Genomic DNA, 23,467 nt, shown 5'->3' on the forward strand with positions numbered 1-23,467 from the left:
CTGACTCAAAAAAGAGTATGCCCCATGAAGACGCCTAGCCGCTTATCCGTCAACGTAAACGCTGTAGCAGTTCTGCGAAATCGCCGCGACGTTCCGTGGCCAAGCGTGACGCATCTGGCAGCACTTGCCCTCAATGCAGGCGCCAAAGGCATCACCGTGCACCCACGCCCGGATGAGCGCCATATTCGCCGCACAGATGTTGAAGACATCTCCAAAATGCTGCGCGAAGAGCTGCATGGCAAAGAACTGTGCCTCGAAGGCTATCCGGATGAGCGCTTCATGGAACTGGTGGAACAAACCCGCCCGACGCAGGTTCTGTTTGTGCCGGACGACCCATCCCAGCAGACCTCCGACCATGGCTGGGATTTCTCCGAGAACATGGATCTCCTGAAAGAGGCCATCAGCACTGCAAAGTCCTGGGGCGTGCGCACATCACTCTTCGTGGATCCGGAACCAAGCCAGCCAGCTCTTGCAGCTGAAGCAGGCGCTGAGCGTATCGAGATTTACACCGGCCCTTACGGTGCCTGTCATTCTGACAAGGAAGCAGAAAAGGTCGAGCTGGAAAAAGTCGTTGCCACCGCAGAAGCGGCAAGAGCAGCAGGCCTTCTGGTCAATGCAGGTCACGATCTCACCGTTGAGAACCTGCCTGCTCTAATTGAGCGCGTGCCATACATCTCAGAGGTCTCTATTGGCCACGGCTTCACCGCCGATGCCTTGGAACACGGTTTCACCCAAAGCGTCCGCCGCTTCCGTCACGCCCTTGGTGAGCCTGTAGAGCTATAAGAGCCACCGAGTTTAAGAAAAAGCCTGCTGTGATCCATTACAGCAGGCTTTTTTGTAGGCCACTACAGAGCTCAAACCCCTTCAAAATATCGCAGAAACTCGAAGCTGGTGATGTCTTTCTCAATCCACGCTTTGAACGCCTTTAGCTCGTTCTCCCGGCTACGTGCATATTGATCCGCCAGCGACGCACCCAACGCTCCCTTCACAAAATCACTTTCCCGGAAGAGTTCCAATGACGCTTCCAGAGACCGAGGCAGCTTCTCCAAAGTTTCATCCTTGCCCGGATCACCAATCAGCATTGCTGGTGGCTCCTCTCCTTTGCTCAGACCCAGCAGCCCAGCGGAGGCAATCAACGGCACAATAATATACGGATGGGTATCAGCTCCCGGGCACCGATGCTCCAAACGGATCGCTTGCGGATCAGGACTGGAAATAACGCGCACCGCGCTCACCCGGTGCTCGTCTCCCCAACACACTTCTTCAGGACACCCGGTAAATCGCGAAAGTCGCCGGTACGAGTTGATCGTAGGCCGGAACGCCAGATGAGACGCTTGCATCTGCGCCAGAAGCCCCGCCACAAAGAACCTCCCCCGCTCACTCAACACCGCCTCCCGATCATAGAACACATTGTGCCCCATCTCGTCGTAGAGGCTGATGTGCACATGGGTTCCGCACGCAGAATCCTGCCCCATCGGCTGATAACGCGCCATAAAAGTCGCAATCAGATCATGCTCCCGGCAAAGCTCTTTGAGGTGATGACGTGCCCGCACTGCATTATCAGCAGCTTGCAACGGCGAGGTTGGTGACAAGGCGACCTCATACATGCCCCAACCAATCTCACTCTCCATCGAGGACACCCCGATGCCAAGCGAGTCCATACGCACACGAAACGCTTCCATCAGATCCATGTAATCCGGGTCACGATTGACCGAGTCATATTGCAGTGAATGACCAAACGGCTTGAGTTTATGATGCTCGCCTGCCTCAACCAATGCGCGGTCAAAGTGAAAGATCCCGAACTCAAACTCCATCCCAACTTTCATGGTGAGCTTCAGCTCGGCAAGTTTCTCTTCCAGCATTGCCAACGAGCGCCGCACATCCAGTGAAAAGCGCTCTCCACCCCGTTCATAGCAGTTGAGCAAAACCTCAGAGACCTCAGGCCGCCACCCCAGTTGGCACAGGGTGTTACCATCTGCCAAACTGTGCAAGTTGCCAAAGCCTGTATGATACCAGACATGCGGAGACTCGTAGATCTGCTCACCTGCCGGCTGCCCGTCACCGTGAGGGATGAGGTAAAGCGAGGAATTGGTGGAACATCCCTTCTCCAGCCCATCCAGAGGCTGAAGTCGGCACCGCAAAAGCCCGTTCATATCCGGAACCTGCGTGATGACCGAACGTACGCCCCTTTGCTTCAACTGCGCGATCTGCTTGGCCAACGCCTCCTTAGAGACGGCTTGCTCTTCTGAAAACGTCATCATGCCTGATCTACTCCAAGATGTACCAAGCACCTTAAAGTCAACGCAGATTGCAAAGCGTGGAAGAATTTGGCGACCTTTAAACTAAATCCATTATCCGCAGAAGTTGCAAGTAAAGCATCAAGACTACCTAGGCAGTACAATTGATACACAGGCACCCAAACGCAAATAATCGACAAAAATCACATCAACCCCATGAAATGATGAAAATAATAGTGCCTAAACCCACTGTGCAGATCAGCAACACTCGTAGAGATAACTAATAGTTTATTGCCAGAAAATTGTAAGGATACGGATTTCTGCTAGGTTGGACATTCCCTAAGGACACCCCATCAAGAATAATAGAAACATGCGCTCTTTATACCTCCTGGCTATCCCCATGGCTCTTGCCGCACATCCACTCAGTGCACAAGAAGCCAACCACCAAACAGAAGCTCCACGAGAGCTTAACGCAGGCGGTTTTGTCGGCGTCAACGTTGGCCGCTCTTTCTTTGAGGCTGATCAGATCGACACGAAAGATCAGGAACCAAACACCCTTGGCTTCTATGGATCTTACGCTCTGCCACTCTTCCAGCAGTTCAGCCTGCAGGTAGATGGAGATCTCGAATACTACCAGTTCGACATCAAGGACGGTGACAACACCCTCCGCGACGGTCTGGGAGCAGTCCACTTTGCTTACAAAGACCCACAGCAAGGCTTGTTCGGTGTCTTCGGTGGCGGCGGTGTAACCGTTGACGGTGGAGACGACACCTCCACCAAAACCTTCCAGTTCATCGGCGTTGAAGGCCAGTATTACCTTCAGGACATCACCCTGTTCAGTCAGGCTGGCTTCCTTGATGGTGATGACGACCAGAACGAGACCATCGACAACGGCCTGTTTGCCCGTGGTGGCGCAAGCTACTACTTCACACCAAACACCAAGTTGACCGGCTCTCTGTCTTACGTCAGTGGTGATCGCTACAATCACCCGAACCCGCGCGAAGCACGCAACGGTGAAGTGAACATCTTCAGCTGGGGTGCGGAGTTTAAACAAAGCTTCACCGCTCTGCCAGTTGGTCTCAGCGCTTCCTACAATGGTCATGACTTCCAGATCAAAGGTGATGAATCCGACGAACCGGTCATTCATGAGTTCCGTTTTGGCGCATTCTTCCAGTTCGGCACCACAACATTGCAGGAAAACGACCGCACAGCAGCAGGCTCTGATCTGCCACAGCTGAAACGTTGGATTTCCCTCTCAACCAACGAAGTCGACTAAGCCTTCGAGATTAGGCTGGGCTATGTAGTAATACGCTATTACCCGCTCAGCCTCTTCCCTTGCTACGTTTCCCTCGCAGCCAAATCTGGGAGGGAAACATGTCTGCCAAAAAAGTGCTTATGATCACCGGTGACTTCACCGAGGATTACGAAACCATGGTGCCGTTTCAGACCTTAGGCGCCGTTGGTCATGATGTTCACGCCGTTTGTCCGGATAAAAAGGTAGGCGATACAGTCGCAACATCCATCCATGACTTTGAAGGTGACCAGACCTACACCGAAAAACGTGGTCACAATTTCACACTCAACGCCAGCTTTGACGCCATTAACCCGGCCGATTATGACGCACTCGTCATTCCCGGTGGCCGTGCACCAGAATATCTGCGCCTGAACCCAGCCGTTCTGGACATGGTGCGTCACTTCTTCAAAGAGAACAAACCGGTCGCAGCCATCTGCCACGGTGCTCAGCTTCTCTCTGCTGCTGGCGTGCTAGAGGGCAGAACCTGCTCCGCTTATCCGGCCTGCGCACCAGAGGTCACCATGTCCGGCGGCAAGTTCGCTGACATCGACGTGGCTGACGCAGTCACTGATGGCAACCTTGTAACAGCGCCAGCATGGCCTGCTCATCCAGCATGGCTCAAGCAGTTCCTTGCTCTGCTGAACCAGCCTGCTTATGCTTAAGAAGCAGCACTAGACAATTGCGGAGGGGACCATGTGCGAGCTTTTCATCAAAGCAGATACTGACCTGTGGGAGAGTACAACACGCTCCCTTCGCATTGACCGTATGGTCACCAGCGTGCGGTTGGAAACTTACTTCTGGACCATCCTTGAAGAGATCGCTAAGCGTGACGACATGTCCGTTGGCCAGCTTCTGACACGTCTGCACAATGAATCCATCGAAGCAAGACATGACCTGGGCAACTTCACCAGCTTCCTGCGTGTATGTTGCCTCCGCTATCTCTCGTTACAGGTGACAGAGGATATCCCAAAGGACAAATCCGTCCCGATCAGCACTCTCAATGCCCCTCAGTTGCTGAAGAACGAACGCGCCTATCGGGCACAAACACGCGCCATAGAAAACGCAAGTTAGGCTCCCCTCACCTTCTTCAGCGAGAGAAGCCAATCAACTGCTACGCAAAGACAAAGTCTTCAGCGCTCAGGCTATGAGTGAACAACCACCCCGTATCCACCTCCAGCACATCATTGCCGTAGGATATGGTGATCCATCCTCCCAAAACTGTCTCATCGATATCCAGCTCTGAAAATGAGCTCACACCAGCTGCAGATAGATCAATGGTGTCCTCGCCAACGTCGAAGTCATCAATCACATCCTTCACACCATCATCCGCAAAACAGAACGTGTCGGCACCATCTCCCCCAACGAGGAAGTCACGGCCCGCACCATCCCGCAGAACATCGTTACCATCTCCACCTTCCAGAATGTCATCACCGGAACCGCCAAGCAGCTGGTCATTGCCATCTTCCCCGCGCAGATGATCATCACCAGCAAACCCTTCCAGGGCATCATCACCATCATTCCCGCGTAGCAGGTCATTGGAGGTTGATCCGAGGATGTAGGCATCCTGTCCATGGTGACCGGTTGGGTCCAGCAAAATTGGAAGATCCTCAACCCACGTATCATCACGTTTCTGATCAGAAAGCCCGGAGATAATCACCACACTGTCCCGGTTCATCTCGCTATAGAACGCGGAGGCGTTGATGGCATTGAATGCCGTGCTGTAGTTGAAAGGCAGATGCGCCGACCAGCTCGGCAGGTTGAGCAATCCGCCCCCATCCCAAAACAACGGTGTATCATACCAATCATTGAAAATGACGATATTGCTGGTGTCGTAGCCGTAGTCCGTATCGTTACCCGTCAAATCCAGACCATCAGACGAGATCGTCGAGGGCACCGGATCGTTTTCCAGATCAAAGCTGAAAAGCTCAGCCCCGCTGTCTAGAACAGCCGCACCATCCTCCGGCGTATAATGGCTGGCAAATGCCATGTAGTTGGCATCCACAAAGAAGCCATCCAGCCAGTCATTGCTGCGCTCTGCCATGTTGGCAACAGCACCGCCACCCAGCGAATGGCCTGTCACAACCAGATCGCTGCCATCCAGTCCATGCCCAACCATGAAATCCTTCAGCGCAGCAAGCAGCCCGCCGAACGCTTCTTCAACGTAATGCGGTTCATCCTTGAAGAACTCAAGATAGTCGATCACATCCCCAATCGTGTCGGTAACAATGTTGTCCAATGTCCCCGTCGTTCCACGAAACGCCAGCGCGACCTGCGTGATGTTGCCTTGTTCATCATACTTGGCCAGCACGTCTGCCTGAGCATCTTTGAACTTGAACGTCTCCCCCTGAAACGTCCCGTTGTGATCAACGATTGCACCATCATAGCCAAGATCAGCAGCAGAAAGGACCGTCCATCCTTTCTCCTCAATCCTGTCGCGTGCCGCTTGTTCACTCTCCCCGCTCAACAATCCGGCTTGATCTTCAGTTCCCCAAAGAGTTCCGACCAGTGTTCCCAGCGAGAACCCGTTGGCTTGATACGCACTCCCAAGCGCATCATCCAGCCCGTGATAACTATAAAGCATCAAGTCCAAAGCATCAGACATGAGCTTTCGCGCGTCATTCCCTTTATACTCAAATAAAGACATCATCCCTCCCGAATGCAAAGCAACTACATCCTGAAGGAAAACGCCGGTCTCACAATAACCAATAGTAGGACTATGAATTCCATATTTCATATATTTGAAATGCGGATGGATGTTCATCCAGCAAACAACAGGTAACCTAACCAACGCCAATGAAACTATTGCGTTATATCTGGATGATCTTGCTGGAAGAACAAATTCATTCAGCTCATCTAAATCACGCTTCCCCTACAAATCCCTCTTGTATATTAGTTTATTAGTATATATTAATATGCTAAATTAAGGAGAGATCGGAGGGCAATCAATTGGATCTTCTCAGGCAAAACGTTTGGTCCCCCTACCTGGCGGGCATAATTATTGGGCTCCTGCAAATCCCGGCATTTCTGCTGGTTGATACCGCACTGGGGGCATCATCCTCTTTCGTCACCGGCACCGGCTTCATCTTCTCGCTGTTTGATTCCAGCATCACGGAGATCAAGTATTTCGCCAAATACATGTCCAAGGACAAATACTTCTGGCAAAGCGCATTGGTGATCGGCATCGCCCTGGGCGCTCTGATCTCCTACAAAGCAAGTGGCCGTAAAGCCAGCTTCTCCTCTGCCAGCTGGAAGACCATCGGTGCAAGCTCAGCCCCGGTTATTCGTCTCCTGCAAGGCTTCATCGGTGGCTTCGTTCTGCTGGTTGGCGCCCGCATCGCAGGCGGCTGCACATCAGGCCACGGCATCTCCGGCCTTGCACAGCTCGGCGTCGGCTCCAGCGTCGCTGTTGCGGCCATGTTCGCAGGTGGCATCGTCACCGCCAACCTTCTTTACAAACGCGCATCCTAAGGAGAGGTCATATGGAAATTTTCTGGCTTGTTATCCTCGGCCTCACCATGGGCATCATCTTCGGTGTCGCACTGGAAAAGTCTCGTGTCATGGAACCCGGCGTGCTCATCGGCCAGTTCCTCTTCAAAGACTACACCATGCTTAAAATGTTCCTCGCAGCAACAGCAACTGGTCTGGTCGTCCTCTCTGGCCTGACTGCACTCGGCCTTGCAGAGCTGCACCCGAAAAGCTTTGTTGTTGGCAACATCATTGTCGGCGGCACCATCCTCGGCGCAGGCATAGCCATCGCAGGTGCGTGCCCGGGCACAGTCTTCGCTCAGATTGGCCGCGGCTACAAAGACGCATGGCTCACCATCATCGGCGGCATCATGGGTGCAGCGTTTTATGGCTACAACAAATCCCTCATTGACGGCGTGTTGGACATGGGCAGCCTTGGCAAGATCACCTACGCGGATCTGTTCCCATCCCTGCCCTTCTGGATGCTCGGTCTCATCACCGCTGCTGCCCTCGTCGTCGTCATGACTGCGCTGGAAATGTATCGCCCATGGAAAGTGGATCGTGGCATGGACCAGAACAACGATGCATCTGCCAGATCAAATGCTGCACATGCATAATTTAAGAGCCCCCAACTGAACTGACTTTAGTTCAGATCAGTAATGCCCCGGAGGAGCACAGACCTTCGGGGCATTTTTTTGCGTGAATGAGAAAGGATCAATTCAAACTCACCTTAAGACACCTAATTTTATTGCGCCCACGCTGTATTTTCCCTCACTTTCCTGTTGCATCCATTTCGATTCTACGGCATAACCGAACCGTACCGTACGGTACAGAAAATCAAACAAGCCGAACCGCTGGAATTAGAACCGCATATGTCCACTGAGCCAGAACAACCAGACTTTACAGACCGCCAGCGCGCGGTACTGGACAAAGCGCTGGAGCTGCTGGTGGAAGGCGGCGAAAAAGCGCTGACAACAGCCGCCATCGCTCGCGCTGCGGGGTGCTCGAAAGAGAGCCTCTACAAGTGGTTTGGGGATCGCGATGGATTGCTTGCTGCAATCGTTACCCGTCAGGCCTCTAAGGTTATTCCGGGTGCTGATCCAGCCGCAAACATGAGCGAAGACGGCCTGCGCGCCGCATTGGAAGAATTTGCCAGAAACCTGCTGGAGACCATCTCCGGCGACGTTTCTCTGGCCCTGAACAGACTTGCCATCGGGCAAGCCAGCAAATCTGAAACCGGCCTTGGCGCCATCCTCGAAAAGAGTGGCCGCGCCCGCATTGGCAGACAGACCACAGCTTTGCTGGAAAAAGGATGCACACTTGGCTACCTGCACTGCGAAGACCCGCAGGAAGCCTACAGCACACTTTACGGGCTGGTCGTCCGCGATCAGCACATCCGCATGCTTTTGGGCGGCACCGCACAGGCATCGGCAAAAGACTTGGAACTGGCTGCCCAAACAGCAGTCAAACAGTTCATACAGCTCTACGGAGCACAGAATTAAAGCGCCTCTCTGGAAAGTGGAAACAGATTTTCAGGGATACGCAAACCAAAAACTAGACCATACGTGCTTTGGGAAAGGCACGGGCGAAACAAAGGGTAGTACCATGCGCGTATATTATGACCGCGATTGCGATTTGAACCTGCTCAAGGGCAAGAACATCACCATCATCGGCTACGGTTCTCAGGGCCGTGCACATGCAATGAACCTCAAAGACAGCGGCGTTGCAGGCATCACCATCGCTCTGCGCGAAGGTTCCACAACACGCCTGAAAGCTGAAGCAGACGGCTTCACTTGTAAGACTGTTGCTGAAGCTGCAAAAGACGCAGACCTGATGATGATGGCAACTCCTGATGAGCTGCAGGCAGACATCTGGAAAGAAGATATCGCAGGCAACATCCGTGATGGCGCAGCAATCGCTTTCGCACACGGCCTGAACGTTCACTTCGGTCTTATCGAGCCTAAGTCCACCATCGACGTTCTCATGGTTGCACCAAAAGGCCCAGGCCACACCGTACGCGGCGAATACCAGAAAGGCGGCGGTGTACCTTGTCTGATCGCTGTTCATCAGGACGCAACAGGCAACGCAAAAGACCTCGGTCTGGCATACGCATCCGGCGTTGGCGGCGGTCGTTCCGGCATCATCGAAACCTCCTTCCGCGAAGAGTGTGAAACCGATCTGTTCGGTGAGCAGGCAGTTCTCTGCGGTGGTCTGGTTGAGCTGATCCGCGCGGGCTTTGAAACTCTGACCGAAGCTGGTTACGCACCAGAAATGGCATACTTCGAGTGTCTGCATGAAGTGAAGCTCATCGTAGACCTGATCTACGAAGGTGGCATCGCGAACATGAACTACTCCATCTCCAACACTGCTGAGTGGGGTGAGTACCAGACCGGTCCACGCATCGTGACATCCGAGACCAAAGCAGAAATGAAGCGCGTACTGGAAGAAATCCAGAACGGTACCTTCACCTCTGAGTGGATCCAGGAATACAAGGCTGGTGGCGCGAAATTCAAAGCAACACGCCGCCTGAACGACGAGCACCCAATTGAAGAAGTTGGCGCAAAGCTCCGCGAAATGATGCCTTGGATCTCCGCTGGCCAGCTGGTCGACAAAGCGAAGAACTAATCTGATCCTCATCGCAGGATACGCATAAAACAAAATCAGAGCGGCAGTTGAACTTTACCTCAACTGCCGCTCTGATTGTTTTTATAAAGATCAATGCACTGAAGACCTGGTCACCCGGTTTTATCTCTGCAGGTTCGGTTCAACTTCAAGCTGGATTTTTCCGGCATCAACGGCCTCAGGCTGTAAACTGAGCATGTTCTGAAAGAAGCTCTTTTCTTTAATCTCTATAGTTTTCTTGTCTCGTCGGCTTGCAACACTGCTGGCAGGCAACGCTTCATCAGAGGGAGCAACCGAAAACTCTTTTGCTAAACCCTCTGGCAGCTCAATTGAGTATTCGCCGCTATCAAGATTATAGGCTCTGAAAAAACCCTGATCATCCGTGAACACAGTAATGGCCTTATCGCTATCCTTGTTTTTCAGCAGCAATGGAGCATTCGCAATAGGTTCATTTTGATCATCAACCGCCTGCCCACACACCGAGGCCGCAGGAGCACCTGTCACGGCATCACTCCCCTCGCATCCCCCCATCGAGAACGCTGGTATACTGACCAAAACCAAGGCGAAAAACATCACAAAACGAGCGAAATGGCGGATCATCATCTACGCTCCTCCTTAGCGGTTTTTGCTCAAAACAACGGTCGGTTTAAACTTCTCGCCTGCATTAAAAAATCGGGGAGCAACATCCGGATCGCCCAACGGGACCAGATACCCATTGTAAGACTTCCAGTTGCTGGGAACGGTTAACTTGATCTCAAGCTCTTCCTCGTTGCCCCAGCTCTCCACGGAATCCCATTCATCACTGACAACAGCCAGCGCAACCATGTTGACAGAGTGCGGTTGTTCAATTCTGACCGTAGCAACAAGCTCAGTCAGGTTGGGAGAATTGCCAAATTGCTGTAGGCAAAAGACAATCAATCCTCCACCGATGAATGTCACAGCAATCGGCGCCGCATTTGTTTTCAGCTTGCCAAAAAATGGAAGTTCAAGCTCTACAACGCGCCCTTCATTGTCAACAAATCGCTTTTCTTTAATCAGCGCATAGACTGACAAGATGGCGATAAGGCCACCGAATAAAATACCCGTAAGAGCAAGAATAAAGGCAAAGAGCATGCAGACCTCCCACCAACCACTCCAAAAATATCCCAGCCAATTCAAAAAAACCAACCGTCAATATTCGAGAAGCAAAGCAGCGATGCTCAAACAGAATAAATCCAGCTCACCTTTATCCGATCAACAATAATCAATAATCTTCCAAAGGCTTAGAGATACATGACATCCAGAAAAACCCGGGCCTTCACTGTGTTTTTCTGTGCTTAAAATTGCTCACTTTACACGACACCCTCATCAGGTAATTTACGTAGTATTAGAGCGATTGGCCCGAAACCATCTTTTGCAAGGTTAGGGCGTGGAGTTTTTCTTGAATCCTATTAGCAGTCCATTACAAAGACTTGATAAGTTCCCAATTTTATTTTTCGCAGTGATGTTTTTCGGCGCATTTTCGATTGCCTTCGTAATCCCATTATTGAGCACCTATATCATCGAGGAACTACAGGAACCCGCGTTTAATCTTGCGCTAGTCATCGGCGGGTTTTCGGTTGTGTCTCTTGTCACCAACCGCATTTTTGGTGGGCTCATTGATGGTGGTAACCGCGTCAAACCATTGCTTCTCATCAACATTTGCGCCTTCACTGTTCATGCTCTCATCCAATTGACTGCCCCCTCCTACCTGTCTCTCGTCATTCTCGGCATTCCGTTGATCGGCATCAGTGCTGGCGCTCTCTCCACCATGTACTCCACGGGTCGGTTGATTGCAGAGCAGACCGGACGCGATCCGGGCACCTTCAACCTTCACATGCGTATTTGCCTGTCGCTTGGGTGGGTCTTTGGTCCGCCTGCGGCCTTCCTGCTTTATGGCACCTATGGGTTTCAGGAAATCCATATGGCAGCAGCCATTTCAGCCTTCATCTGGCTCACCCTTTGCCTGCTGTTCATCCCCGCAACGCTGAAAACTCACATCAAGAAGCATGCTCAGGAAAGCAGCACTGCCAACACAGTTCCCATGATGTTGGTGATCGCATGTGTTCCCGTATTTGCCTTGTCCGCCGCAAACAGCGTTTTCTTTTCGGCAGGCCCCGTTTACTTCATCAAGGAGATGGGCCTCTCGGTCTCCGTCCCCGGCTGGGCTTTTGCAACCAAAAGCCTCTTTGAAGTCATCATCATCTATTTTGCAATCAAGCCTACACAGCGGATTGGCGAGCGGAATATGATGTTACTTTCTGGTCTTGGCGCCATGCTCTTCTTTGCAACAATCACAAGCGCTACCTCCGTTGGACAAGTGCTCATGCTCTGCATCATTGAGGGCATGTACTATGGCATTTGCGCCAGTGTGGGCATCACGTTCATCCAGAACTATGCCCGTCACAAGCCCGGCATCGCGACCTCATACTTCGTCAATGCCATCTTCGTCGGCGGCTTGGCGGGCAACGTTCTCACTGGGCTTGTTGCATCCTACACCACCTTCCAGAACACAATCCTGAGCAGCGTGGTCCTTGCAGCCCTGGCCACCTTGATCCTGCTGGTCATCAAGCCCCCCCAACACCAGCAGCTCGCACAAACATCCTGAGCATTTGCGCTGGCCGGTACAGCGCGCATAAATGCACGACAACATCTCCTGCTTGCAATTCCTTCAAGGAGATGTATCAATACGCACATTCCCTCGTGACTCCATAAGCCTTTTCCCCTCACCTTTGGATGCCCCATGCGCTCTATTCCTGCGGCTCTGGCAATGCTGGATCGTTTCCCAATACTGATTCACGCCTACATGCTCATTGGCTCTCTGGCGATTGCTTGCCTCATCCCGCTCTACAGCTCTTATGTTGTCACAGAGCTAGGCGAGCCAGCATGGAAACTCGCGGTCTACATCGTTGGCTCAACCGCCATCACTTTGTTTTCAAACCGCTATTTCGGCGCACGTATTGATGCCGGAGCACGGCTGAAACCTATCTTGATATTCTGCTCCACGCTTTACATGCTCAACATGGGCCTTCAATCAACGGTACCAGCCTACTGGATGTTGCTGATGGGTGTGCCGCTCATGGGTGTCTCAGGTGGCGTGCTCTCCACCATGTTCTCTTTTGGCCGCCTGTTCGCAGAGCAAACCAATCGGGAACCCGCCAAGTTCAACTCACACCTGCGCATTGCCATGTCGTTAGGCTGGATGGTCGGCACGCCACTGGCCTTCACGCTCTACGGCATGTTCGGCGTTAGCTCCATTTTCCCGACAGCCGGCGTTATCAGCATCTGCTGGCTGGCAATGGGCATTTGGATCGTTCCCAAAAGCTTCACCACCCACCATCCGATCAAGACCAGTGAGAATGGCAGGATTGAGCCAGTTCCGTTCGCCCTCATCCTTGCCTGCCTGCCCATATTCGCACTCACCTCGGCCAACGTCATCTTTGTATCCGCAGGTCCCGTCTTCTTCATCGAGGAGATGGGCTTCCCAACAGCAACACCGGGCCTCGCCTTCTCAGTCAAATGCTTCGTCGAAGTCTTAGTCATCTTTATTGTCGTTAAACCTGCTCAAAAGCTGGGTCAGAAGAACGCTATGCTGTTCTCGGCTCTGCTTGGAACACTCTTCTTCCTACTGATTGTACGCGTAACAGAGCCGTCACAAATCTACCTGCTCTGCGCACTGGAAGGTCTGTACTACGGCATCAACGTTGGGCTTGGCCTCACCTTCATCCAGGCATATGCACCGCATCGACCGGGGATCGCGACGGCGTCCTACACAAACGCCATTTTTGCTGGAGCGTTGGTTGGCAACATGATGACCGGCACAGTGGCAAGCATCACCAGTTTCGGAAACACCATCCAGTTTTCCGCTCTGCTCACGCTGCTCTCCGCCGCAATTTTGATGTTCGTCCGGGCTCCAAAGCCTGAAACCAGTCTCCAAACCTCCTGAACGACAGACGTAAGCAATTGAAAATGACCCAAATTCTGGAAATCGAAATCTCAACCGACAAAGACAAACTTCAGCGCGACAAGATCTATCAGTTCCTCTCGGAAGTTTCTTATTGGAGCAAAGGCTTGCCGCGGGATGTCTTTGACAGATCAATAGAAAACTCACTGTGCTTCGGGCTGTATCTGGCAAATGGAGAGCAAGTTGCGTTCGCCCGCGTCATCACAGACAAAGCCACCTTTGCTTATCTGGGCGACGTTTTTGTAACTCCTGCTCATCGAGGCAAAGGCCTCTCCAAACAGCTCATGCAAGCAATCGACGCCCACCACGAACTGCAAGGCCTCCGACGCATCCTGCTGGCAACAGCAGATGCGCACGACCTCTACAAACAATTCGGTTTCACCCCACTTGGCGCGCCCGACCGCATGATGGAACGACACAACAAGGCGGCTTACCAACAACACTGAGGTCCAGGACCAGACTTCCCGCAAAATTAGGCCTTCAGCAACCAAAAACCTCATTTCAAACAGTGGTTGAGCTGAGGCTTTAACCGCACGTCTATAAGGAGAAGGGCAACTCTACTCTGGAGGTCGGGAATGACGCTCAATAAAACCAAGAAATCCCTTGCCCGCCAAATCCTGTGCGCAACTGCCACCGTAAGCATCGCATGGTCTCTGTCGCTCACCGCGACCACAGCAGAGACCATCACCAAACCGGCGACACGCTTCACTGGAGATCTTTACGAGAACATCCTGAAGCAGCTGCATTTTGCCGATGAGCAAGACTTCAAGGATGCGCAGGCTGGCTATCTCGCCCCGCTGCCAGATGGCGGTGTGGTTAAAAACGCCAAGGGCGAAATCGTCTACGATCTCTCCAAGTTTGACTTCATCATGCAAGGTTCAACGGCGCCGGAAACGGTCAACCCAAGCCTTTGGCGTCAATCCCAGCTCATTCTGCTGAGTGGTTTTTTCCAGGTCTCTGAGCGCATCTTTCAGGTGCGAGCCGCAGATTTGTCCAACATCACCTTCATTGAGGGCGACGAAGGCATCATCATTGTTGATCCGTTGCTGTCAGAAGAAACCGCCCGCTACGCTCTGGAGCTTTACTACGCCCAGCGTGGCAAAAAACCGGTCAAAGCCATCATTTACACCCACAGCCATGTCGATCACTTCGGCGGTGTACGCGGTGTTGTTGATGAGCAGGACGTAAAAAGCGGGAAGGTGAAAATCTATGCACCTGAAGGCTTCATGGAACATGCTGTTGCAGAAAACGTGATGGCTGGCAACGCCATGAGCAGACGCGCCTCCTACATGTATGGCAACCTTCTGCCGCACTCTGCTGAAGGACAAGTTGGCGCTGGCCTTGGCCCAACCACATCAACCGGAACAGTCACGCTTATTCCGCCAACTGACATCATCACAAGCAACGGCGAGACCCATAAAATTGACGGTCTCAACTTTGATTTCTGGATGGCACAAGATTCCGAGGCCCCTTCAGAATTCTTCTTCTACATTCAGGAATTCAAAGCCCTCTGCACCGCAGAAGATGCCACCCATACAATGCACAACACATACTCATTGCGTGGTGCAAAACTCAGAGATCCTTTGGGTTGGTCGAAATACATCAATGAGGCCATCTACAAGTACGGCAAGGATGTTGAAGTCCTCTTCGCCCCGCACCACTGGCATCTGTCTGGTAATGACGCCATCTTAAAGCACCTGCGCAATCAGCGTGACCTTTACCGCTACATCAATGATCAGCCGCTGCGTCTGGCAAATCATGGCTTCCGCATGACCGAGATTGCAGAGATGCTGGAAGTGCCGGAAACATTGGAGAATGACTGGAGCACCCGCGGGTATTATGGTTCATTCAACCACAACGTAAAATCCACCTATGTGCGATACCTAGGCTGGTTCAACGGCAACCCCGCCACACTGCATGAATACCCAGAGCGCCTCTCTGGCCCCAAATACGTCGAGTTCATGGGTGGCCCGGTGATTCTGCTCCAAAAAGCACAGGAATCCTTCGATAAAGGCGACTACCGCTGGGTAGCAGAGGTTCTCAATCATCTTGTCTTCGCGCAACCAGATAACGAGGATGCAGCACAACTGCAGGCCGATGCTTTGGAGCAACTCGGCTATCAGGCAGAATCCGGGCCATGGCGCAACTTCTACCTTTCCGGCGCAAAGGAGCTCCGCTCTGGTATCAAGGAACTCCCCTCACCAGATACGGCAAGCCCGGACATCATCCGCTCCATGGATGTCGATCTGCTCTTTGATTACGCGGCCATGCGCTTGAACAACACCAAGGCTGGTGATCAGCAAATCAAGCTGAACTGGATCTTCCCGGATACGGATCAGAAATATGCAATGGAGCTGCAAAACGCGGCCCTTAGCCATATTGAAGGTTATCAGCTGGACAATGCAGACGCGACCGTCACACTGGACAGAAGCACGCTCGACAACATTATGCTGGGCATCGAAACATTTGATGAGGCCATCAAATCCGGCATGATCACAGTGGACGGCGAAGCCTCCAAGCTGACTGATCTGCTCGCAATGCTGGACAGCTTTGATTTCTGGTTCAACATCGTGCGCCCCGTTCCACTGGACAAGGCCAACCAGAGTACGCCAAGCAAATAGCATGCTTGCACCAATACCTAAAAGAGCCGGCGCAAAACCGGCTCTTTTTGTGTTTAATTGTTGCTCTGAGTTCTCAGGCGCCATTCAAGCTGACGCAATGCTCTCTCTGCTTCAGGATACCCCTGCTCAGCAGCCATCTTGTAAAAATCACGAGCCTTTACAAGATTACGCCCCAAGCATCGCCCGCTTTCATGACAATACCCAAGCAGATAGAACGCTTCTGGCACCCCTTTGGACGCAGCAAGCAGAAACATCCGCGCAGCTTCACCGGGGTTAGGTTCTTCATTGAAGCCCTGCAAATAAACTTTACCCAGCAGCACGTCCCCTACAGGCTCCCCTCGTTCAGAGGCCTGCTGAAACAACTTCTTCGCCAAGTCGACATCCTGCTGCACACCGCGCCCATTCAAATACAGCAACCCCGCATTGGTCAATGCAAACGGAAAACGAGCCGATGAAGCCGTATAGAACTCCAGCGCCAACTCATAGGACTGCGGCACCCCCCGCCCATTTTCATAAAGCACACCCAGATCATTCAGCGCTTGCGCGTTGCCCTGCTTGGCTGATGCTTTGTAAAGCCGGATCGCCTTTTGCAAGTTCGGTTCTGTTCCCTGCCCCAATAGATAGAACCGCCCCAGAGCAAATTGAGACCGTGCCAGCCCACGCCGCGCGGCCCGCTCATAGTGAAAGAAAGCCAGCTCCAGATCACGATCAACCCCGACACCATCTTCATAAAGCGTACCGAGATAATGATTGCCCAGCAAATGACCTTCGTTGGCCGCAACACGATAATGCCGGATAGCAGCAGCAAGGTCTGTGTTGCCGCCATCTCCATTCTCCAATAGCTCGCCAAGTGGCACATGCGCGTCAATGGACCCAAGAGAGATAGCTTTGCGATAGAGTGTACGAGAGCGCATCGTATCCCGTTCAACACCAACACCATCGCGATAGAGGCCAGCAAGGTTTTCAATGCCTTGCATCAACCCAGCCATGGCAGCACCTTTGACCCAATAAAAAGCCAGCTTCGGGTTCCGCGCCACACCTATGCCATGCAGATAAAGAAGGCCGAGATTGTTCTGCGCCCAGGCATCGCCCCAATCAGCGGCGATCTGATAAAGCTCGCGCGCTTTCTCCGCATCCGGTGCACCATGTTTTCCCTGCCGGTAAATCTCACCCAGATTGTTGTAGGCAGCCGCAAGCCCCATCTCACCAGCTTTTTCATAAAGCTCCATGGCAACGGGTAGATCACGCGGCACACCGTGTCCCATTTCATGCGCCACGGCCAACCCGAAGACTGCTTCTGCATTACCTGCAAGTGCTTCTGCATTCAGCGAATTAATCAGGGCGCTCTTGGACATTTCCGATCGTGTGGAACGATGGATTTTCCCTGCCCGGTTATGAAGAAGCGTCAACCCGCCAACCCCCTTGGTCAGCAGCAGTTCTTTTTCACTCCCACTCGCTTGCCAGCTCACCGCATAGGCAGGCAGGCCAGAGGCAACCGCAAGCAAGCAAAGGAGTGACAATAAAATGCGCATGAGTACCTTCTCAACTGTGATTGTCACGGGTCAAAAAGAGCGCAATGCGATTGGGCAAACAGGCCATGCCTGCCCGGAAAGCTCTTGTCAGCCTACGAACCTCATGCAAATAGTTAATCTCTAATCTTTTCGGGTTGGATATCCTTCAAATCACATTGGTCACTTGAAACCATTTCCTCTTTTGGGCCACTATTGGCTGGTTGTTTCAACTAGACCGAAAAGAAGACTGGCAAATCTTTAGCCTCAACTTCCTCGGGCTTAAGCACAACAGGTGCTGGTTGAATTTGGAGAATTAAAAAGAATGCATTGCCAGATGCGGCTCGCCGCAAAAAGCCAAGCCATTGCCCTTACAGATATTATGCACGCTGCCAAAGGCCACTGGGGGTATGACCCGCAAGACATGCGGGAGTTTCGGGACCACTGGAAGATCACCCCGGAAATGATCGAGGCAGATCCGATCCTTGTCATCACCGATCAGGAACGACCTCTTGGTTTTGCGCGCATCACCAAGGAAAACGCAGAGACCGCTCTGCTGGATTGTCTGTTTGTGTTGCCCGAGGCACACGGCAAAGGCCACGGAGCCTGGTTGCTGGAAGGCGCTGAAGAAGCTGCCAAACGCATGCAATGCACCCGAATGCGCTTAGAGTCAGACGCAAACGCAGCGCCTTTCTATGCACACCACGGCTATCACAGCACAAGCAACAGGCCGAGTGCTTTTAAAGGTGCTGGCCCGATTGAGCACATGCAAAAAGATCTCACCCCACAAATCCACGAGATCGCAGATATCAGCCTGAACCTCAATGCCTCAGACGAATGGGATTTCGCCACTAATAACCAAGTGGCTATTAAAGAAAACTGGCAGACATTGATTTCCAATAACCCGGATCTTTGGGATGGTAAGGTTCTATCATTGTATCAATACTCCTTGGACCAGAAGCAATTTTCCGGTGATCTGGTAGAAATCAACTACTCCGAATTCCTCGCATGGCGCGATTGGGGCTTTCCTGACAGAAGTGCCAAAAATCTATTTGGCTGCGCAGTCCTCCGTTCCAGCGAGGGCCATCTCGTATTTGGCAAAATGGCAGCAAACACCGCAACGGCAGGTCAGGTATACCCACCCGGCGGCAATCTTGATCTCAACGATATCACGTCCACTGGGAAGGTGGATATCTTCGGCTCCATCGCCCGCGAGCTGGAAGAAGAAACAGGCCTCACATTGGATCAGGGAGAGCTGGAGGACGTCTTCGCAATCGAAGATGGGCCACGCCTCGCAATCGCGCGTATTTTAACATTGCAACTCACCTCAGACGAAATCCTTTCAAAAATTGCACATTTCAACGCAAACCAGGAAAAACCTGAGTTGGAAGAAGCAGTTATCGTGAAATCCCTTGCCGACCTGAAGGAATACAGCGTCCCCCCATATGCCTTGGCGCTCACCGCACATCTGTTAAATTAACGAGCTATATTCATTTGCAGACTTGTATTTAGCGCCAAAACAATCTTGAGTGGCGCTCAAGCAAACATTTTTCGCAAGTTGCGCTTGTGACGCAAGACCACAAGCGCAGCACCCAACTGAGATAATTGGACTTCAAAAATGGCCAGACCTTATGCCCTGCTAGACGTTTTCACTGATAAGGCGCTGGCAGGTAATCCGCTTGCAGTTGTATTGGATGCAAAGGGATTGTCAGACGCTCAGATGCAGCATATCGCCTGTGAGTTTAACCTCTCCGAAACTGTCTTCGTTCTGCCACCAGACAATATCGCTCACAACGCTTCAATCCGCATCTTCACTCCGTCCATGGAACTGCCATTTGCAGGCCATCCAACCGTAGGCACCGCCGTGTTGATGGCCGAAAACCGCTTCGGTGCGCCAGATAACGATATGGATGCTCTGGTGCTGCTAGAGGAAAAAGTCGGACTGGTACGCTGTGCAGTCGCCTTGCAAAAAGACAAGGCCACCTCTGCCGAGTTTGATGTTCCAAGACTGCCAAAGCCAGCCCAGAAGCTCGGCGAAAAAGATGTGATTGCTGCAGCACTGTCTTTGGAACCGAATGAAATCACATTCGAAAACCACAAGCCGAAAGCCTGGGAAGCAGGTTTGCCATTTGCATTTGTTCCAGTTGCAGATATGGACGCGATCAACCGTATCCAGCCAGTTCATAAATACTGGGAAGAGGCATTCGGCACCATCGACCACAACAATGCCTTTGCGTACTGCCGCCAGACCATCCACGTAGACAGCGCATTCCACGCGCGCATGGTCTATCTGGAAAACGGCTTGCCACGCGAAGATGCTGCAACAGGGTCAGCAGTCGCCGCCTTTGCCGGGTCCATCGCAGAATTCGACCAGCCACTGGACGGCACACACAAGTACCTCATTGAGCAAGGCTTCAAGATGGGCCGCCCCTCCTCCATCTCACTGGAAATGGAAATGCGGTCTGGCGCCATTCACGCTCACCGCATAGGTGGGCAGGCAGTTATCCTCGCCCGAGGCGAACTGCTCCTTTGATCGATAACACTGGAGGAGAGCTCTCCGCCTCCTCCGCATCTCCCGCATATTGGGACTGCTCTGTGAGCCAATTGAGATTATCTCAGCGTGAGCTGCATATACTTTTGAGTAATCAGAGCCCTGTCTTTGAGTAAAATTCTTGCGTTTAATCCTCATATCCGCTAGGAAAATTACAGATTAGGCAAAAACGAGACTTACTCGGTAACGCTACAAGAAGATTTGGCTTGTAATTTCAAACAGGTATCTGACACGTAAGTAGTTGGAAAACTTTGATTCCAAGCCATAGCGACGAAAAGGCAGCTGACAGATAATGATCGCGAACCGCGACAATCTGAATGAAAACAGCACCATGCGCCCGCATGGCGGCCTCTTCCTACGCGCGCTCCTTCTACTTAGATGCCCCTAGGCGTCGGCGGCCCCGTATCTGGGCGGGCACTTAGGGGATCACTCTTAAATATCTGAGAATGAAGAAAAATCCCCAGGCGCTATTCAGGACACATAAGCTGTCGGGGCAAAGTTGAAGGCATCACCAATGACCGCATCCGCTAAAGACCAAGTAGTTATTTTCGACACCACTCTGCGCGACGGAGAGCAATCTCCCGGCGCTTCCATGACCTTGGAAGAAAAGCTGCAAGTCGCAGAATTACTTGACACAATGGGCGTCAACATCATTGAAGCAGGCTTTCCAATTGCCTCTCAGGGTGACTTCGAAGCGGTCAGCGAAATCGCCAAACGCTCTAAAAACTCCGTAATCGCAGGCCTGGCCCGTGCAATCCCAGCGGATATTGACCGCGCTGGCGAAGCAATTAAGCAGGCAAATCAAGGCCGTATCCATACATTCGTCTCCACCTCTCCAATCCATCTGCAATTCCAGATGAACAAAACAGAAGAGCAGGTTCTGGAGATCATCACCAAGACGGTAACACAGGCCCGCAACTTGATCGACGATATCGAGTGGTCCGCAATGGACGCCACCCGAACTTCCATCGAGTACCTGAGCCGTTGTGTTGAAGCCGCCATCAACGCCGGCGCAACAACCATCAACCTGCCGGATACCGTTGGTTACGCAACACCTGCTGAGTATCAAGCCATGTTCGAGCAGGTCATCGCCAATGTTCCGAACTCAGATAAGGCAATATTCTCAGCGCATTGTCACAACGACTTGGGCTTGGCTGCAGCAAACTCTCTGGCTGGTGTCGCAGGCGGCGCACGTCAGATCGAGTGTACCATCAACGGTCTGGGCGAGCGCGCTGGCAACGCCGCGCTGGAAGAAATCGTCATGGCCCTGCGCACACGTGGCGACGTGCTGCCATATGAATGCACCATCGATCCAGCCTATCTGACCCGCGCATCTAAGCTGGTCTCTGCAGTGTCCTCCTTCCCCGTCCAGTACAACAAAGCAATCGTCGGCAAAAACGCATTTGCCCACGAAAGCGGTATTCACCAGGATGGCATGCTGAAGCACGCAGAAACCTACGAAATCATGCGTCCGGAAGATGTTGGAGTTCGTGCAACCTCATTGGTTATGGGCAAGCACTCTGGCCGTCATGCCTTCAAAGACAAGCTGTCTGAGCTGGGTTATGAGTTGGGCGACAACGCGTTGCAGGAAGCCTTCCGCCGCTTTAAGGACTTGGCAGACCGCAAGAAAAACGTTTACGACGAAGACATTGAAGCGCTGGTGGAAGACCAGATCACAATTGAGAGCGAGAACGTCAAGGTTATCGCTCTGACAGTGATTGCTGGTACTGGTGGACCTCAGAAAGCCATCTTGACCATGGACGTCAACGGCAAGCACGAAACCCGTGAAGCCACAGGCGACGGCCCGGTTGATGCCACCTTCAACGCGATCAAGGCAATTTGGCCGCATGACGCGAACATGTCCCTTTATCAGGTACATGCAGTAACAGAAGGCACCGATGCGCAGGCTGAAGTTTCCGTTCGTCTGGAAGACAACGGCAAAATCGCAACTGGTAAAGGTGCAGACACAGATACATTGGTCGCCTCTGCCCGCGCCTACGTCTCTGCACTGAACAAACTGACAATCCGACGTCAGCGTCAGGTCAACGTGGAAGACGCAATCACCGTTTAAGTCATTCAATTTTCACGGAAAGAGCGCGGGTCGAAAGCCCCGCGCTTTTTTTGTGCCAGTTCAGGCCGGAACAGCAAGCTTTTGACAGCTTGGGCTAAGCACCTGATAAAATTCGCATGGCAACCCATCAACCAGACGCGTCTCACGAAACTCAAAGCCTGCACGCTTCATGACTTTCTTGGAAGCATGATTTTCTGGATGAGCAAAGGCCAAAAGGTGAGAGTAATAGGTGTTCTCGAAGAACCACTCCACCAGCGCCTGCGCAATCTCACTGCCAAAACGTTTGTTCCAGAAGTGCTCTAACAAAGTGTAGTCCATCTCGACTTCGGCGGTTTTCTCGTAAAGAGAGAAACCAGCACGGCCAACGAACTCACCCTCATGCGTCGACAGATGCCATTGGCTGAAACCCATCAGTTCCTGAGTCTCAATAAAGCTTGCCAATCGTTTTTTCACGATCGAAACATCCCAGGCCACATTAGTGGGCTGTAAGTAACGATTGACCTCTGGATTGCTATGAAGGCTTACAAGATCTGCCAGATCATCAGAGGTAAAAGGTCGTGCCCGCAGCCGTTTCGTTTCCAGGATTGGGAGTGTCACGCTTGCTTCCTCCATTATAATCACACGCCAGCCAGCCAGAAAAACCAGCCACGTAAGACCAACAGCCTCAGGTCACATCTGGAGAGTTCTCCCACAGATTACAACCGCCTTAATGCATGCAATATGCTTTTAAATACCATCAAAATTCAAAGCCGAATGCTTGATGGCACTTCATTATGTCTAAAAAGCGTCAGAAGTCCTGCTACATGCAATCCTTTGAAATTCAGTAGGATTTTCTCGAAGAAAGTATGCAGACAACATTTAATAAGGCGAAATTACGATCTTTAGATACCACAGATTTGCCGGATAACGCCAATTATGCGAGCCGCACAATGACTTAAGGTAAACCTAGTCTTATACAACTCATCACAATCACTTAAAATTAGTACTGGTCGGTGGAGTATTCTCACACCGACCAGAGCTCTAAGGAGCCTCAGCTCCGCCGCAAATTAAATTTCTCGGAAAATAGTATGGCTTGTTTGGCGGCCTCTGCCAAACGTGCGCCTCTCTTTAAAGAAA

At 52.1% G+C, this 23,467-nt stretch carries 21 protein-coding genes; 15 read left to right on the forward strand and 6 right to left on the reverse strand.

Annotation, left to right across the window (positions count from 1 at the left end; genetic code table 11):
- The first annotated feature begins 24 nt into the window (after positions 1–24).
- Positions 25–783 carry a pyridoxine 5'-phosphate synthase gene (locus PsAD26_RS23835; RefSeq protein ID WP_063312400.1) on the forward strand — a complete coding sequence of 253 codons (759 nt, stop codon included), beginning with the start codon at positions 25–27 and terminating at the stop codon, positions 781–783.
- A gap of 71 nt (positions 784–854) precedes the next feature.
- Here the strand turns inward: PsAD26_RS23835 and PsAD26_RS23840 are convergent, their stop codons facing one another.
- Complete coding sequence (locus PsAD26_RS23840) at positions 855–2,261, reverse strand: glutamine synthetase family protein (RefSeq protein ID WP_063312401.1); 1,407 nt, start codon at positions 2,259–2,261, stop codon at positions 855–857.
- Between the two features lie 376 nt (positions 2,262–2,637).
- On the opposite strand from PsAD26_RS23840, the gene PsAD26_RS23845 reads away from it, so the two are divergent.
- The 3 genes from PsAD26_RS23845 to PsAD26_RS23855 all read left to right on the forward strand — a co-directional run bounded on the left by PsAD26_RS23845 (position 2,638) and on the right by PsAD26_RS23855 (position 4,602).
- Positions 2,638–3,513, forward strand: coding sequence for a hypothetical protein (locus PsAD26_RS23845; protein ID WP_208985829.1), 876 nt, complete (start codon positions 2,638–2,640; stop codon positions 3,511–3,513).
- Positions 3,514–3,611: 98 nt separating this feature from the next.
- A complete protein-coding gene (locus PsAD26_RS23850; protein WP_063312403.1) occupies positions 3,612–4,193 on the forward strand; it encodes a DJ-1/PfpI family protein in 582 nt (193 codons plus the stop codon).
- Positions 4,194–4,224: 31 nt separating this feature from the next.
- Positions 4,225–4,602, forward strand: a complete 378-nt coding sequence (locus PsAD26_RS23855; RefSeq protein ID WP_063312404.1) for a ribbon-helix-helix domain-containing protein — start codon at positions 4,225–4,227, stop codon at positions 4,600–4,602.
- 40 nt (positions 4,603–4,642) lie between these two features.
- Here the strand turns inward: PsAD26_RS23855 and PsAD26_RS23860 are convergent, their stop codons facing one another.
- The gene (locus tag PsAD26_RS23860; protein WP_208985830.1) at positions 4,643–6,175 is read right to left on the reverse strand and encodes a hypothetical protein; all 1,533 of its coding nucleotides are present in this window, start codon (positions 6,173–6,175) and stop codon (positions 4,643–4,645) included.
- A 302-nt stretch (positions 6,176–6,477) separates the two neighbouring features.
- On the opposite strand from PsAD26_RS23860, the gene PsAD26_RS23865 reads away from it, so the two are divergent.
- The 4 genes from PsAD26_RS23865 to ilvC all read left to right on the forward strand — a co-directional run bounded on the left by PsAD26_RS23865 (position 6,478) and on the right by ilvC (position 9,621).
- Positions 6,478–6,999, forward strand: a complete 522-nt coding sequence (locus PsAD26_RS23865; protein WP_063312406.1) for a YeeE/YedE thiosulfate transporter family protein — start codon at positions 6,478–6,480, stop codon at positions 6,997–6,999.
- An 11-nt stretch (positions 7,000–7,010) separates the two neighbouring features.
- A complete protein-coding gene (locus PsAD26_RS23870) occupies positions 7,011–7,613 on the forward strand; it encodes a YeeE/YedE thiosulfate transporter family protein (RefSeq protein WP_063312407.1) in 603 nt (200 codons plus the stop codon).
- A 255-nt stretch (positions 7,614–7,868) separates the two neighbouring features.
- Positions 7,869–8,498 carry a TetR/AcrR family transcriptional regulator gene (locus tag PsAD26_RS23875; RefSeq protein WP_057465771.1) on the forward strand — a complete coding sequence of 210 codons (630 nt, stop codon included), beginning with the start codon at positions 7,869–7,871 and terminating at the stop codon, positions 8,496–8,498.
- A 103-nt stretch (positions 8,499–8,601) separates the two neighbouring features.
- A complete protein-coding gene (ilvC, locus tag PsAD26_RS23880; protein ID WP_057465770.1) occupies positions 8,602–9,621 on the forward strand; it encodes a ketol-acid reductoisomerase in 1,020 nt (339 codons plus the stop codon).
- A gap of 120 nt (positions 9,622–9,741) precedes the next feature.
- Here the strand turns inward: ilvC and PsAD26_RS23885 are convergent, their stop codons facing one another.
- On the reverse strand, positions 9,742–10,221 hold the full coding sequence (locus tag PsAD26_RS23885) for a carboxypeptidase-like regulatory domain-containing protein (protein ID WP_063312408.1): 480 nt from the start codon (positions 10,219–10,221) through the stop codon (positions 9,742–9,744).
- Between the two features lie 12 nt (positions 10,222–10,233).
- On the reverse strand, positions 10,234–10,731 hold the full coding sequence (locus PsAD26_RS23890; RefSeq protein ID WP_063298157.1) for a hypothetical protein: 498 nt from the start codon (positions 10,729–10,731) through the stop codon (positions 10,234–10,236).
- 307 nt (positions 10,732–11,038) lie between these two features.
- Here PsAD26_RS23890 and PsAD26_RS23895 point away from each other — a divergent pair, with 307 nt between their 5' ends.
- The 4 genes from PsAD26_RS23895 to PsAD26_RS23910 all read left to right on the forward strand — a co-directional run bounded on the left by PsAD26_RS23895 (position 11,039) and on the right by PsAD26_RS23910 (position 16,221).
- The gene (locus PsAD26_RS23895) at positions 11,039–12,244 is read left to right on the forward strand and encodes an MFS transporter (RefSeq protein WP_208985831.1); all 1,206 of its coding nucleotides are present in this window, start codon (positions 11,039–11,041) and stop codon (positions 12,242–12,244) included.
- A 135-nt stretch (positions 12,245–12,379) separates the two neighbouring features.
- Positions 12,380–13,582, forward strand: a complete 1,203-nt coding sequence (locus PsAD26_RS23900; protein WP_063312410.1) for an MFS transporter — start codon at positions 12,380–12,382, stop codon at positions 13,580–13,582.
- A gap of 23 nt (positions 13,583–13,605) precedes the next feature.
- Positions 13,606–14,046, forward strand: a complete 441-nt coding sequence (locus tag PsAD26_RS23905) for a GNAT family N-acetyltransferase (RefSeq protein ID WP_063312411.1) — start codon at positions 13,606–13,608, stop codon at positions 14,044–14,046.
- Positions 14,047–14,175: 129 nt separating this feature from the next.
- Entirely contained in the window at positions 14,176–16,221 is a 2,046-nt protein-coding gene (locus PsAD26_RS23910; protein WP_063312412.1) for an alkyl sulfatase dimerization domain-containing protein, read from the forward strand.
- A 53-nt stretch (positions 16,222–16,274) separates the two neighbouring features.
- Here the strand turns inward: PsAD26_RS23910 and PsAD26_RS23915 are convergent, their stop codons facing one another.
- The gene (locus PsAD26_RS23915) at positions 16,275–17,753 is read right to left on the reverse strand and encodes a tetratricopeptide repeat protein (RefSeq protein WP_063312413.1); all 1,479 of its coding nucleotides are present in this window, start codon (positions 17,751–17,753) and stop codon (positions 16,275–16,277) included.
- Positions 17,754–18,054: 301 nt separating this feature from the next.
- On the opposite strand from PsAD26_RS23915, the gene PsAD26_RS23920 reads away from it, so the two are divergent.
- From PsAD26_RS23920 to PsAD26_RS23930, 3 genes are all read left to right on the forward strand, one after another.
- Positions 18,055–19,209, forward strand: coding sequence for a GNAT family N-acetyltransferase (locus PsAD26_RS23920; protein ID WP_208985832.1), 1,155 nt, complete (start codon positions 18,055–18,057; stop codon positions 19,207–19,209).
- Between the two features lie 138 nt (positions 19,210–19,347).
- Positions 19,348–20,262 carry a PhzF family phenazine biosynthesis protein gene (locus PsAD26_RS23925; RefSeq protein ID WP_063312414.1) on the forward strand — a complete coding sequence of 305 codons (915 nt, stop codon included), beginning with the start codon at positions 19,348–19,350 and terminating at the stop codon, positions 20,260–20,262.
- 532 nt (positions 20,263–20,794) lie between these two features.
- The gene (locus PsAD26_RS23930) at positions 20,795–22,351 is read left to right on the forward strand and encodes a 2-isopropylmalate synthase (protein ID WP_057465761.1); all 1,557 of its coding nucleotides are present in this window, start codon (positions 20,795–20,797) and stop codon (positions 22,349–22,351) included.
- Between the two features lie 60 nt (positions 22,352–22,411).
- Here PsAD26_RS23930 and PsAD26_RS23935 read toward each other — a convergent pair whose 3' ends face one another.
- Positions 22,412–22,948, reverse strand: coding sequence for a GNAT family N-acetyltransferase (locus PsAD26_RS23935; RefSeq protein WP_208980682.1), 537 nt, complete (start codon positions 22,946–22,948; stop codon positions 22,412–22,414).
- Positions 22,949–23,467: the final 519 nt, after the last annotated feature.

The organism is Pseudovibrio sp. Ad26, assembly GCF_001623285.1.
GTDB classification, from domain to species: Bacteria; Pseudomonadota; Alphaproteobacteria; order Rhizobiales; family Stappiaceae; genus Pseudovibrio; species Pseudovibrio ascidiaceicola.

Excerpts from the sequence above, each read along its gene's own strand:
- PsAD26_RS23885 (WP_063312408.1), bottom strand. The coding sequence starts at position 10,221 with ATGATGATCCGCCATTTCGCTCGTTTTGTGATGTTTTTCGCCTTGGTT.
- PsAD26_RS23850 (WP_063312403.1), top strand. The coding sequence starts at position 3,612 with ATGTCTGCCAAAAAAGTGCTTATGATCACCGGTGACTTCACCGAGGAT.
- PsAD26_RS23845 (WP_208985829.1), top strand. The coding sequence starts at position 2,638 with ATGGCTCTTGCCGCACATCCACTCAGTGCACAAGAAGCCAACCACCAA.
- PsAD26_RS23915 (WP_063312413.1), bottom strand. The coding sequence starts at position 17,753 with ATGCGCATTTTATTGTCACTCCTTTGCTTGCTTGCGGTTGCCTCTGGC.
- PsAD26_RS23905 (WP_063312411.1), top strand. The coding sequence starts at position 13,606 with ATGACCCAAATTCTGGAAATCGAAATCTCAACCGACAAAGACAAACTT.
- PsAD26_RS23855 (WP_063312404.1), top strand. The coding sequence starts at position 4,225 with ATGTGCGAGCTTTTCATCAAAGCAGATACTGACCTGTGGGAGAGTACA.
- PsAD26_RS23870 (WP_063312407.1), top strand. The coding sequence starts at position 7,011 with ATGGAAATTTTCTGGCTTGTTATCCTCGGCCTCACCATGGGCATCATC.
- PsAD26_RS23910 (WP_063312412.1), top strand. The coding sequence starts at position 14,176 with ATGACGCTCAATAAAACCAAGAAATCCCTTGCCCGCCAAATCCTGTGC.
- PsAD26_RS23835 (WP_063312400.1), top strand. The coding sequence starts at position 25 with ATGAAGACGCCTAGCCGCTTATCCGTCAACGTAAACGCTGTAGCAGTT.
- PsAD26_RS23920 (WP_208985832.1), top strand. The coding sequence starts at position 18,055 with ATGCATTGCCAGATGCGGCTCGCCGCAAAAAGCCAAGCCATTGCCCTT.
- PsAD26_RS23860 (WP_208985830.1), bottom strand. The coding sequence starts at position 6,175 with ATGTCTTTATTTGAGTATAAAGGGAATGACGCGCGAAAGCTCATGTCT.
- PsAD26_RS23875 (WP_057465771.1), top strand. The coding sequence starts at position 7,869 with ATGTCCACTGAGCCAGAACAACCAGACTTTACAGACCGCCAGCGCGCG.
- PsAD26_RS23840 (WP_063312401.1), bottom strand. The coding sequence starts at position 2,261 with ATGATGACGTTTTCAGAAGAGCAAGCCGTCTCTAAGGAGGCGTTGGCC.
- PsAD26_RS23900 (WP_063312410.1), top strand. The coding sequence starts at position 12,380 with ATGCGCTCTATTCCTGCGGCTCTGGCAATGCTGGATCGTTTCCCAATA.
- PsAD26_RS23930 (WP_057465761.1), top strand. The coding sequence starts at position 20,795 with ATGACCGCATCCGCTAAAGACCAAGTAGTTATTTTCGACACCACTCTG.
- PsAD26_RS23890 (WP_063298157.1), bottom strand. The coding sequence starts at position 10,731 with ATGCTCTTTGCCTTTATTCTTGCTCTTACGGGTATTTTATTCGGTGGC.
- PsAD26_RS23925 (WP_063312414.1), top strand. The coding sequence starts at position 19,348 with ATGGCCAGACCTTATGCCCTGCTAGACGTTTTCACTGATAAGGCGCTG.
- ilvC (WP_057465770.1), top strand. The coding sequence starts at position 8,602 with ATGCGCGTATATTATGACCGCGATTGCGATTTGAACCTGCTCAAGGGC.